At 68.2% G+C, this 12086-nt stretch carries 11 protein-coding genes; 8 read left to right on the top strand and 3 right to left on the bottom strand.

Features of this window, described 5'->3' with window-relative positions; genetic code table 11:
- Positions 1-241: 241 nt before the first annotated feature.
- The 8 genes from pqqF to AR540_RS20895 all read left to right on the top strand — a co-directional run bounded on the left by pqqF (position 242) and on the right by AR540_RS20895 (position 8445).
- Complete coding sequence (gene pqqF, locus AR540_RS20925) at positions 242-2635, top strand: pyrroloquinoline quinone biosynthesis protein PqqF (RefSeq protein WP_059231766.1); 2394 nt, start codon at positions 242-244, stop codon at positions 2633-2635.
- Positions 2636-2819: 184 nt separating this feature from the next.
- Positions 2820-2891 carry a pyrroloquinoline quinone precursor peptide PqqA gene (gene pqqA, locus AR540_RS25040; RefSeq protein WP_003243383.1) on the top strand — a complete coding sequence of 24 codons (72 nt, stop codon included), beginning with the start codon at positions 2820-2822 and terminating at the stop codon, positions 2889-2891.
- Positions 2892-2946: 55 nt separating this feature from the next.
- Positions 2947-3858 (top strand): pyrroloquinoline quinone biosynthesis protein PqqB, encoded by a 912-nt coding sequence (gene pqqB, locus AR540_RS20920; protein ID WP_059231762.1) that lies wholly within the window; start codon positions 2947-2949, stop codon positions 3856-3858.
- A gap of 5 nt (positions 3859-3863) precedes the next feature.
- A complete protein-coding gene (pqqC, locus tag AR540_RS20915) occupies positions 3864-4613 on the top strand; it encodes a pyrroloquinoline-quinone synthase PqqC (RefSeq protein WP_059232047.1) in 750 nt (249 codons plus the stop codon).
- Positions 4610-4885, top strand: a complete 276-nt coding sequence (pqqD, locus tag AR540_RS20910; protein ID WP_059231759.1) for a pyrroloquinoline quinone biosynthesis peptide chaperone PqqD — start codon at positions 4610-4612, stop codon at positions 4883-4885. Before pqqC ends, pqqD begins: the two co-directional genes overlap by 4 nt.
- Before the next feature lie 147 nt (positions 4886-5032).
- The gene (gene pqqE, locus AR540_RS20905) at positions 5033-6184 is read left to right on the top strand and encodes a pyrroloquinoline quinone biosynthesis protein PqqE (RefSeq protein ID WP_059231757.1); all 1152 of its coding nucleotides are present in this window, start codon (positions 5033-5035) and stop codon (positions 6182-6184) included.
- Positions 6185-6394: 210 nt separating this feature from the next.
- Positions 6395-6919 (top strand): GNAT family N-acetyltransferase, encoded by a 525-nt coding sequence (locus AR540_RS20900; protein ID WP_059231755.1) that lies wholly within the window; start codon positions 6395-6397, stop codon positions 6917-6919.
- 119 nt (positions 6920-7038) lie between these two features.
- A complete protein-coding gene (locus AR540_RS20895) occupies positions 7039-8445 on the top strand; it encodes a YncE family protein (protein ID WP_059231753.1) in 1407 nt (468 codons plus the stop codon).
- Positions 8446-9514: 1069 nt separating this feature from the next.
- Here AR540_RS20895 and pcaC read toward each other — a convergent pair.
- Genes pcaC through AR540_RS20880 form a run of 3 tightly spaced genes read right to left on the bottom strand, consistent with a single transcriptional unit; the run spans position 9515 to position 12085 of the window.
- Positions 9515-9910 carry a 4-carboxymuconolactone decarboxylase gene (gene pcaC, locus AR540_RS20890; protein ID WP_059231751.1) on the bottom strand — a complete coding sequence of 132 codons (396 nt, stop codon included), beginning with the start codon at positions 9908-9910 and terminating at the stop codon, positions 9515-9517.
- Positions 9911-9921: 11 nt separating this feature from the next.
- On the bottom strand, positions 9922-10710 hold the full coding sequence (gene pcaD / locus AR540_RS20885; protein ID WP_059231749.1) for a 3-oxoadipate enol-lactonase: 789 nt from the start codon (positions 10708-10710) through the stop codon (positions 9922-9924).
- A gap of 16 nt (positions 10711-10726) precedes the next feature.
- Positions 10727-12085 carry a 3-carboxy-cis,cis-muconate cycloisomerase gene (locus AR540_RS20880; RefSeq protein WP_059231748.1) on the bottom strand — a complete coding sequence of 453 codons (1359 nt, stop codon included), beginning with the start codon at positions 12083-12085 and terminating at the stop codon, positions 10727-10729.
- Position 12086 lies beyond the last annotated feature (1 nt).

Raw genomic sequence — 12086 nt, 5'->3', positions numbered from 1 at the left:
TTTTATCTTTCTATGAAAAGAGCCCCTGGCACCTAAGGCCCAGCGGAAAAGGCTGCGCCGTTTTCCACGCTACGGGGTCAAGACCGTGCCTCGAACGCTCCCTCTCCCCCTGGCAGAAGGCCAAGGCGAGGACCAACCCAGGCACCCCACCCGCTCTTCCCCCTCTCCCTCGGGGAGAGGGCTGGGGTGAGGGCAAACCCCGCGCCATCACCTTTCCTCGGACTCGGTTAAGCTACCCCCCATGCCCACCTCCGCCCCCCTCCACCGCCGGCTGCGCCTGGCCAATGGCCTGGCCGTCGCCCTGCTGCACGAGCCCGAACTGCCCCAGGCCGCCGCCCTGGTGCGCATCGGCGCCGGCAGTCACCAGGCACCGCGGGCCTTTCCGGGGCTGGCGCACTTTCTCGAACACCTGTTTTTCCTGGGTAGTCGCCACTATCCCGCGGCCGACGGCCTGATGCCGCTGGTGCAACGCCTGGGTGGCGAACTCAACGCCAGCACCCGCGAGACCACCACCGACTTCTTCTTCGCCCTGCCCCCCGAGCATCTGGGCGCCGGCCTCTCCCGGCTGCTGGACATGCTCGCCGCCCCGCTGCTGGCACCCGAGGCGCAGCGCCGCGAGCGCGAGGTGCTGCACGCCGAATTCATCGCCTGGTCGCGCAGCGCCGATACCCGCCGCGACCTGGCCCTGGCCGCCGGACTGCCCGCCGCGCACCTGGCCGTCGGTTTCCACGCCGGCAACAGATACAGCCTGCCGTTGCAAAGTCCAGCCTTCCAGGCGGCCCTGCACCACTTCCAGCGCCAGCACTACCGCGCCGCCAACGCCTTGTTGGTGCTGGCCGGTCCCCAGTCGCTGGCCGCATTGGCGGACCTGGCCCAGGCACACGGCGCCCTGCTGCCATCCGGTCCGGCGCCCAGGGCCGTAAGGCCCCAATCGCTTCCAGCTACAGGTGAACACTGGCAGACCACAGCTGCCACGCCCCCGACCCTCGCCCTGCAATTCGCCCTCGATGACCTGCCACCTGGCAGCTGGGAAGCGGCGGAGCTGCTGGAAACCCTGCTGCTCGGCGAGCATCCCGGCGGCCTGCCAGCGGCCTTGCGCCAGGCGGGCCAGGCCGAACGACTGAGCCTCGCCTGGCCCTATCGCCAGGCACGCCAGGGCCTGCTTCGCCTGGACCTCGCTCCTGGTCCCCAGGCCAGCCCCGGCCGCCTGACCAGCACCCTGTTCGCCTGGCTGGACGCCCTGTGCAAGACGCCGCTCGCCGCGCTGCAGCAGGGCCACGCCGAACGCGTCCAGCGCCAGTGGGCCACCCTGCCCGCCCTGGCGCTGGTGCGGCGTCTGGGCGAACGTCTCTGGCTGGATCGGGCAGGAAACGCCTCGCCACACCCGGCCCTTTCCGCTGCCGCCCAGGCCGCCTGGCCGCTGCTGCTCGCCCAGCTGGTACCGGAACGCCTCACCGGCTTCGCCACCGGCCTGGCCGATCGACCGAGTACCATGGTGCCTGCCACTGTCACCTTCGCCCTGCCAGCGCCCAATCCGCTGCTCGCCGCCCCAATCACGCCAAGCGCCCCCGCGAAGCGACCCTGGCCGATCAGTCCAGCCCTCGCCCCCCAGCGACGCGAAGGCCTGCTATTCCTGCGCTGGCAGTGGCCAGGGCAGGCGCCGGTAGCACCCGAGGCTTCCGTCCTGGGCAACCTGCCCCGGCTGGCCACCGAGGCGGGCGTCAACCTGCGCTGGAGTCCGCCGGATGCGCCCTGGGAATTGCGCCTGCAAGGTTGGGCCGACGCCTTGCCGGCAACCCTGGAGCAGGCACTCGAGCGCCTGGTCGGGGAGCTGGCCACCTCCAGGCCGGTACCCGCGGCGCCGACCGAACCCATGCTCATTCGCCAACTGCTCAAGGTCTTGCCGGAGCGCTTGTCCGTCGTCACGCCGCCCAGAGACGCAGACCACTCAGGTCCTGGCTGGCAAGCCCTGGCCTGCGGCCTGCCTAGCGCCGCGCAAACGCTCCTGGCGGCGGTGGCCCCACCCCCTCAGCCTTTCGCCGCGGTCATTGGCGATCCGCCTCTCTTCACCGGCCGCCATTGGCACCCTGAACCCAGCCCCGACGCCCAGCAGGCGCTGCTGCTGTTCTGCCCGCAACCGGATGCGCAGCCCGCCACCGAAGCCGCCTGGCGGCTGTTGGCGGCGCGCCTGCAGGCGCCGCTGTTCCGCCGCCTGCGCAGCGAGCGGCAACTGGGCTACGCGGTGTTTTCCGCCTATCGCCAGCTGGGCGATCAGGGCGGCCTGCTGATCGGCGTGCAGTCGCCCCATGCCCGGGCGGCGGAGCTCCTGGCGGAAATCGAGGGCTGTCTGGCTGACAGTCTGGCCACGGTGCAGGCCGAGCCCGCGACACTGGCGCAGAGCATCCGCCAACTGGTGCGCGACTTCAGCCCCGCCACGCCCCAGCGCGCCGCCCTGGCCGAGCGCCTCTGGTGGGGCTTCCAGCGCAACGGTGCGCTGGACCTCGAACCCCTGCGAGAGGCCCTGGCGGCGCTGGACGAGCGAGTCCTGCTCCAGGCCTGGAGCCAGCTCACCGCCGTCGACGCCCCGCGCTTCGCCCTGGCCAATGCCGCTGCGCCATCCGACTGGATGTCATAGCTTTCAACACTTTCCCGGGAGCGTGGGCCGTTGTGGGCGGTCAATCTGTTGCAGGATCGGTAAGACAGTTATGTCCGCCGGACCGCCGACGATTCGTCGCGGCGAAAACCCTTAGCTAGGCAACATTTGTTAAACTCGGCGACCGGATCCATCCGGCTTTCGCAGTCAAAAGAGGAGACCTCCCATGTGGACCAAGCCTGCTTACACTGACCTGCGCATCGGCTTCGAAGTCACCATGTACTTCGCCAACCGTTGATGCGCCCCACGCCCCGGTTCGCCGGGGCGTACTTTTTCCAGGTCTAGCCTTTCCCATGCATATCCAGATTCTCGGCTCCGCCGCCGGCGGTGGCTTTCCCCAGTGGAACTGCAATTGCGTCAATTGCGACGGCTTCCGCAGGGGCACCCTCAGGGCCCAGGCCCGTACCCAGTCCTCCATCGCCCTGTCCGACGACGGGGTGAACTGGATCCTGTGCAACGCCTCGCCCGACATCCGCGCCCAGCTGGCCGGCTTCGCCCCGCTGCAACCGGCGCGGGCCCTGCGTGACACCGGCATCCGCGCCATCGTCCTGCTGGACAGCCAGATCGACCACACCACCGGCCTGCTCAGCCTGCGCGAAGGCTGCCCCCACGAGGTCTGGTGCACCGAGATGGTCCATCAGGACCTCACCACCGGCTTTCCGCTGTTCAACATGCTCGAACACTGGAACGGCGGGCTCAGCTGGCAGCCCATCGCCCTGAGCGGCAGCTTCACCATCCCGGCCTGCCCGAACCTGGAATTCACGCCCTTCCCGCTGCGCAGCGCCGCGCCGCCCTATTCGCCCCATCGCCACGATCCGCACCCGGGCGACAACCTGGGCCTGCTGGTCCACGACCGGCGCACCGGCGGCAAGCTGTTCTATGCCCCGGGCCTCGGCCAGCCGGATGCCGCCCTGCTGGAGCTGATGGGCCAGGCCGACTGCCTGCTGGTGGACGGCACCCTCTGGACCGACGACGAGATGCAGCGTCGCGGCGTGGGCACCCGTACCGGCACCGAGATGGGCCACCTGCCGCAGAGCGGTCCCGGCGGCATGCTGGAGGTGCTGGCCGGCTTCGCGCGCCAGCGCAAGGTGCTGATCCACATCAACAACACCAATCCGATCCTGGACGAAGACTCCCCCGAGCGCGCCATCCTCGCGCGCCAGAACGTGGAAGTCGCCTGGGACGGGATGTCCATCGAGTTGTGAACGCCATGCCCAACGCCCTCACCCCCGCCGAATTCGAAGCCGCCCTGCGCGCCAAGGGCGAGCTCTACCACATCCACCACCCCTATCACGTGGCCATGTACCAGGGTCGCGCCAGCCGCGAGCAGATCCAGGGCTGGGTGGCCAACCGCTTCTACTATCAGGTCAACATCCCGCTCAAGGACGCCGCCATCCTGGCCAACTGCCCGGACCGCGAGATCCGTCGCGAATGGGTGCAGCGCATCCTCGACCACGACGGCGAGCCCGGCAGCGAAGGTGGCATCGAGGCCTGGCTGCGCCTGGCCGAGGCCACCGGTCTGGACCGCGAGCAGGTGCTCTCCCAGGAACTGGTGCTGCCGGGGGTGCGCTTCGCGGTGGACGCCTATGTCAACTTCGCCCGCCGCGCCTCCTGGCAGGAAGCTGCCAGCAGCTCCCTGACCGAGCTCTTCGCGCCGCAGATCCACCAGTCGCGCCTGGACGCCTGGCCGCAGCACTATCCCTGGATCGATCCGGCCGGCTACGAGTACTTCCGCACCCGCCTGGGCCAGGCCCGCCGCGACGTCGAGCACGGCCTGCAGATCACCCTGCAGCACTACACCACCTGGGAATCCCAGCAGCGCATGCTGGAGATCCTGCAGTTCAAGCTGGACATCCTCTGGACCATGCTCGACGCCATGAGCATGGCCTACGAACTGCACCGCCCGCCCTATCACAGCATCACCGCCGAGCGCCGCTGGCACCGAGGAATCGACCTATGAGCTTCGACCGTACCCAGGTGCCGCGCTGGCGCCCCGGCTACCGCTTCCAGTTCGAGCCGGCGCAGGACGCCCATGTGCTGCTCTATCCCGAGGGCATGATCAAGCTCAACGACAGCGCCGCCGCCATCGGCGGGCTGATCGACGGCCAGCGCGACGTGGCGGCCATCATCGCCGTCCTCGACGAACGCTTCCCCGGCGTCCCCGAACTGGGCGACGACGTCGAACAATTCATGGAGGTCGCTCGTGCAGAGCACTGGCTCCTACTCGGCTAAGCCTTGTTTGAGAAGTCGCCGAGCGAAGGTCAGGCAAGGCAGAAACCAGCGAGGAAGCGGAGTTTGCAAATGGTAAATGAGCATTCCGAGCAGGTTTCTAACGCAGCATCACCGAGCGCAGGCACTTCTCAACTGCCTGGAGTGCCCATGCAACTCCCGCAGCCGCCGGTGGTAACCAAGCACAATGTCGGCCTGCCGCTGTGGCTGCTGGCCGAGGTCACCTATCGCTGCCCGCTGCAGTGCCCCTATTGCTCCAATCCCCTGGACTTCGCCGCCCAGGGCCGCGAGCTGACCACCGCACAGTGGTTCAAGGTCATGGCCGAGGCGCGGGAGATGGGCGCCGCCCAGATCGGCTTCTCCGGGGGCGAACCCCTGGTGCGCCAGGACCTCGCCGAGCTGATCCGCGAGGCGCGCCGGCTGGGCTACTACACCAACCTCATCACCTCCGGCATCGGCCTGACCGAGGCGCGCATCGCCGAATTCCAGCAGGCTGGGCTGGACCATATCCAGATCAGCTTCCAGGCCAGCGATGCCCAGGTGAACGACCTGCTGGCCGGCTCCCAGAAGGCCTTCGCCCAGAAGCTGGCCATGGCCAAGGCAGTGAAAGCCCATGGCTATCCCATGGTGCTCAACTTCGTCACCCACCGGCACAACATCGATCGCATCGACCAGATCATCGACCTCTGCCTGGCGCTGGACGCCGACTTCGTCGAACTCGCCACCTGCCAGTTCTATGGCTGGGCCGAGCGCAACCGTGCCGGCCTGTTGCCCACCAAGGCCCAGCTGGAGCGCGCCGAGCGCATCACCAATGAATACCGCGCCCGGCTCAAGGCCGAGGATCATCCTTGCAAGCTGATCTTCGTCACCCCGGACTACTACGAGGAGCGCCCCAAGGCCTGCATGGACGGCTGGGGCAAGCTGTTCCTGACCATCACGCCGGACGGCACCGCCCTGCCCTGCCACGGCGCCCGGCAGATGCCCATCGCCTTCCCCAACGTGAAGGAGCAGGACCTGCGGCACATCTGGTACGACTCCTTCGGCTTCAACGTCTACCGCGGCTACGACTGGATGCCCGAGCCCTGCCGTTCCTGCGACGAGAAGGAAAAGGACTACGGCGGCTGCCGCTGCCAGGCCTTCATGCTCACCGGCGATGCGCGCAACGCCGACCCGGTCTGCGCCAAGTCCCCGCACCACGACCTCATCCTCGCCGCCCGCGCCGAAGCCGAGACCACCACCCAGGGCATCGAAGACCTGCAATTTCGCAACGCCCGCAACTCGCGGCTGATCGCCAAGGCCTGAGTCACAGGTACGCCGTTAGGCGCCACGCGCGCGAGGTAACCCCCGTGCCAGAGGGCGCAGCCAGGCACGCCAAGGTCGTCGCCGGAACCCCGTCCTTGACCGCCCAGGCGCAGTCTTGCCGACGGGATTCATTACCCAAGGCTCCGAGGCATTTGCCTCCCGGTCGGGCAGTGACCATACTGCCCGACCGGACCTTTTCCCCCTGTCGTCATGCCCTCGATACGCCCGCTGCGCCCCGCCGACATCCCGACCGTCCTCGACATCCAGGCAGCCAACTACCCTGCCGAGCTGCTCGAAGACCACGGCTTCTACGCCAATCGCCTGGCCCTCGCGCCCGAGCACTGCTGGGCCGCCCTCGACGTCCGGGAGCGGCTGCAAGGCTATCTGATCGGCTATCCCTGGGATGACGGCCTGCCACCGGTACTCGCCGCCCGCCTGGAACGGCTGCCCGAGCAGGCCTCGACCTGGTTCCTGCACGACTGCGCGGTGCATCCCGACGCCCAGGGCCTGGGGGTGGCTGGGCGCCTCTATCGCCATGCCCAGGGCCAGGCGCGCCGCGCCCGCCTGTCCCGCGCTCGCCTGGTGTCCCTGCCCGGCGCCATCGGCTACTGGCAGCGCCATCAGTATCGTCCGGTCCCCGCCGACGCCGTACTCCAGGCCAAACTGGCCGGCTATGGCGCCGGCGCCTGCCTGATGCAGCGCAACCTCGATACCCCGGACAGCGACCACGCGTAAAATCTGCAAATCTAAATGCAAGTATTTCGCTTTCGCCTTAACATGGCCTAGCCCAGGAGGGCCTCCGCTGCCCGGCGCTCTGGCGCGGGTATCTTGATCGCCGCTACAAGGAATCCCTGATGAACATCGCTCCAGCGTCTTCGGCCAAGGGCCGGCGCGTCTTTTCCGTCACCCTGCTGGCCGCCCTGCTAGCGCTGGGCGGGCAAACCGTCCAGGCGCGCTCCAGCTTCGACGCTCCCGATCCGGACTACCGCGGTGAGATCAAGGCCAGCCCCGTCACCGGCACCGCCATCCTCGCGGGCAGCGAGGTGACGCTGGAAGGCCACGGCTTCAAGCCCGGCCAGCAGATCACCCTGTCCCGCGGCGGTGTGGCGCTCAACCCCGACGCCGCCTACGTGGCCGACGCCCAGGGCAACTTCAAGGCGACCATCCGCGTCCCCGAAGACGCCGCGCCCGGCCAGCACCCCATCGTGGTCAACACCGCCCAGCCTTCGGGCGCCGCGGTCTTCCCGCTCAAGGTCTCTCCGGTGGTGCCGCTGTCCGGCGCCGACGCCTACCGTCTCACCACGGTCAAATTGGTCCCCGGCCTCTACCAGGTGGACATCAGCGCCAAGACCGGCGCCCTCTTCGTCACCTCCGCCGTGGGCCGTCCGCCGGTCAAGGTCTCGCAACTGCTCAAGCTCGATCCCAAGGACCTGGCCATCGAACGCCAGGTGACCCCGGCCGCAGCACCCGGCGAAGACGCCGGTGTCTATGCCGTCTATGGCGTGGGCGTGGATGATCGCAACGGCACCGTCTGGACCACCAATACCCGGCAGAACACCGTGGCGGTCTATCGCCAGAGCGACCTGGGCCTGGTCAAGCAATTCGCGCCCGGCCTCGTGCCCCATGCCCACACCGTGGTGGTCGACGAGAAGCTCGACCGCGCCTTCGCCTCGGCGGCCATGACTCCGGACATCATCAGCTTCGACGCCAAGAACCCGGCCGTGCGCAAGCACATCACCATCGAATCGGGCGTGCGCGGCGAGCGGTTCGCCGTGGTCGGCCTGCACCTGGACCCGGCGGTGCACAAGCTCTACGCCGTCAGCCTGAAGACCAACGAAGCCGCGGTGATCGACGCCAAGACCGAGACCGTCGAGAAGGTCTTCCCGATCCAGGGCGCCAAGACCGCCATGAACGTGGCCTACGATCCCCAGACCGACCGCCTGCTCATCACCGCCCAGGGCAGCGACAACCTGCTGATCGTCGACGCCAAGACCGGCCAGACCCTGCACAACGTCACCACCGGCGCCGGGGCCCTGAGCGTGGTCTTCGACCCGGTCAAGCGCCTGGCCTACGTCACCAACCGCGGCGCCGGCACCCTGACCGTGGTCGACCCGGATGGCACCATCAAGGCCAACCTGGAGCTGGGCACCTACCCCAATCATGCGGTGGTGGATGCCAAGGGCGTGGTCTACGCGGTCAACAAGGCCAAGGGGCAGGATGATGCCGAGGGGGATCGGATTACGCGGGTAGTGGCGAAGTAAGAGGCGCGTAGCCCCTGGCTTGGGCTGGGGGTTGCTTTCGTAGGACCAACTGTCTTATCGCGGCCATGGGCCGCTCCTACAGGGTATCCGGCTGCTGTAGGAGCGGCCCATGGCCGCGATAAAGGCGTGATTTCCGAGTGTGGATTGAGCGCGAGCGAAGCCTAACCAGGCGGAGCCAGTACCAAGGCTTATTGGTGCCCTAGCTGTTTATCGAGTTTTGCTGGCACTTTTTGTTTCGCCCACCCGGGCGAGTCACTTTTGCCAGTCGCGGCTGCGCGCCCCGGACAAAAGTAACCAAAACCGCTTGCCCCGACCATCCGGCCTTCCGCTTCGCTCCGGGTGATTCGCTTCGCTCACCCTTCGGGCCAGCCTGCGGCTGTTACTCCGCTTCGCTACGTTTCGCTCACGCCAGCGCCGTTCCGGGGTCGGCCTACACGGTCCGTCCATGGCCCGTTAGGCCTCTCGCCGCATCCATGCGGCTCGCCCCCTCCACGACACTGGCGTTCGCCCTCCTGAACGGGGCGGTTTCGCCAGCCTGAAAGTTTCGGTTGAAGAGACGTCGGCGGCCCGTAGCGTGGACAACGGCGAAGCCTTGTCCACTGATAGTGTCGGTACCCTCCAGTGGAAAACGCTACGCGGTTTTCCACGCTACAAACCTTTAGACACCTAAGCCTCAGGCTGGCGCCCCGCCCCGTCAGTGAGGCCGAGTGAAGGTGTCGCGGAGGGGGATGCGAGGCAGGACGCCGAGCAAGGCGCGAGGGGCAGGAAGCCCCTTCGTGCCGTGCCCCTGGAGCGGCACCGGAGCGAGGGGACCCGGAGCGCAGCGAAGGGCCGAAACGTGGGGCAAGCGTTTTTGCTTACTTTTTTCGCGATTGAAAAAAGTGACTCGCCCGGGTGGGCGAAACAAAAACCATCAAAGCGCTTGATAACCAGCCGAGGCACCCACGCCAAGGTGCAGAATGAAGCCCTGCAACGTTGGGCTTCGCTAACGCTCAGCGCCAACCTACGTCCCCAAAACCAATAACGCCCACCAAATCCAACCCGGCGGGCGTCATCCAAAGGGGAAAACTCACCCCTCCAAAGATTCCACCCCCAACTCATCCCACACCGCCTCCGCCAGATGGAAGGTGGCATTGGCCGCCGGGATGCCGCAGTAGATGGCGCTCTGCATGATCACCTCCTTGAGTTCCTCCCGCGTCACCCCGTTGTTGCGCGCCGCGCGCAGGTGCAGGCGCAGTTCGCCTTCGCGGTTCATGCCGATCAGCATGGCGATGGTGATCAGGCTGCGGGTGTGCCGCGGCAGGCCCGGGCGGGTCCAGATGTCGCCCCAGGCATGGCGGGTGATCATCTCCTGGAATTCTTCGTTGAAGGGCGTCAGCTTTTCCAGGCTGCGATCGACATGGGCGTCGCCCAGCACTGCGCGGCGGACCTGCATGCCGGCTTCATAACGTTCTCTTTCGTCCAAGATCGACTCCTTCAGGCGCTGAGGAAGGCCAGCACGCGCTGGGTAAAGGCAGCGCCCATCTGCACATTGGACAGGTGGGCGGCGGGAAACTCGACGTACTCGGCGCCGGGGATGCGTTCCTGCAGGAAGCGTCCGTCGGCCGGGGTGGTCACGGCGTCGTGACTGCCGGCGACGATCAGCGTCGGGGCGCGGATGGCATCCAGCACCTCGCGGAAGTCGGCATCGCGCACCGCTGCGCAGTTGGCGGCATAGCCCTGGGGCGGGGTGCTGGCGAGCATGGCGACGATGCGGTCGACCTTGTCCGGCTCGGCACTGGCGAAGTCGGGGGTGAACCAGCGGCCGATGGAGGCATCGCGCAGCTCGCGCATGGCCTGTTCGCCGCCGGCCTCGACGGTCTGGATGCGCCCGTTCCACACCTCGGGGGTGCCGATCTTGGCGCCGGTGTTGCACAGCACCAGGCGGGTGACCCGCTCGGGGGCGTTGATGCCCAGCCACTGGCCGATGGAACCGCCCATGGACAGGCCGCAGAAGGCAAATCGGTCGATGCCCAGGGCATCGGCAAGGGCCAGGACGTCACGGCCATTCTGGTCCATGCGATAGGGGCCGGGCGTCACCAGGGAGGCGCCGTGGCCGCGGGTGTCGTAGCGCAGCAGGCGGAATCTTTCGCTGAAGGCGGCGGCCTGGTCATCCCACATGGCGAGGTTGGTGCCCAGGGAGTTGGACAGGATCAGCACGGGGGCGCCTTCGGGGCCCTCCAGCCGGTAGTTCAGGTCGCCATCGGCGAGACGTACGCTGGGCATCAGGCAGTCCTCTTGTTTAGGAATGGGCAAGCAGGGAGCGGTGTTCGGCCAGGGCGCGGGCCACCCAGGCCCGGGCCTGGCCCTGGTAATGGGCGGGGTCCAGCAGGCGATCCAGCTCGGCGCTGGAGAGTTCTGCGGTCACTTCCGGCGTATCGTCCAGCACCTGGCGCAGGTGGCGACCCTCCTGGACGGCGCGCTTGCAGCTCTGTTCCACCAGATGGTGGGCAGCCTCGCGACCCAGGCGCCCAGCCAGGGCGATGCTCACCGCCTCGGCCAGCACCAGGCCGTGGGTCAGTTCCAGGTTGACCTGCATGCGCGCCGCATCGACCTCCAGGCCGGCGACGATGGCCTGGGCCTGCTGCAAGGCGCCGGAGACCAGGCAGAACAGCTCCGGCAGGGTTTCCCACTCGGCGTGCCAGAGGCCCAGGCTGCGCTCGTGCTCCTGGGGCATGGCGGAAAACAGGGTGCTGACCAGACCCGGCGCGCGGGTGGCGGCGGCGATCAGCACCGCCGCGCCCACCGGATTGCGCTTGTGCGGCATGGTGGACGACCCCCCCTTGCCCGGCGCCGAGGGTTCGAAGACCTCGGCGGCTTCGGTCTGCATCAGCAGCGACAGATCGCGCCCCAGCTTGCCCAGGCTGCCGGCCACCAGGCCGAGCCAGGCGCCGACCTCGACCAGGCGATCGCGCTGGGTGTGCCAGGGTTGCTCCGGCAGGCTCAGCGCCAGCTCCCGGGCCAGGGCCTCGGCCACCGGCAGGGCCTGATCGCCCAGGGCCGCCAGGCTGCCCGAGGCACCGCCAAATTGCAGCACCAGCACCCGCGGCCGCAGTTCGGCCAGGCGCTGGCGATGCCGGGTGATGGCGCCCAGCACCCCGGCCAGCTTCATACCGAGCGTCACGGGCGTGGCGTGTTGCAGCCAGGTGCGGCCGGCCAGCACGGTGCCAGCGTGATCCTCGGCCTGGATCGCGAGCGCATCGGCCAGAATGGCCAGATCGCTGTCCAGCAGGTCCAGCGCCTGGCGGATCTGCAGGACCAGGCCGCTGTCCATGGCGTCCTGGCTGGTGGCGCCGCGATGCACATGGCGCTCGGCCTCGGGGTCCCGGGCGGCGATCTGCCGGCCCAGGGCCTTGACCAGCGGAATGGCGGAATTGCCGGCGCTGACTACGGCGCGGGCCAGCTCGGTGGCATCGTACAACTCGGCGCGGCAGGCGGCGGCGATGGGCGCCACCGCCGTCGCCGGGATCACCCCCACCACCGCCTCGGCACGGGCCAGGGCCGCCTCGAAGTCCAGCATGCCCTGCAGTCGACCCCGATCGCAGAACACCTCACGCATCGCGGCGTTGGTGAAGTAGGCGTCGAACAGCAGATTGGACATG

The sequence above is a fragment of the Pseudomonas sp. EpS/L25 genome (assembly GCF_001512295.1).
In the GTDB taxonomy this organism is placed as follows: domain Bacteria; phylum Pseudomonadota; class Gammaproteobacteria; order Pseudomonadales; family Pseudomonadaceae; genus Chryseomonas.
This window is presented reverse-complemented; position numbering and strand designations above follow the sequence as displayed.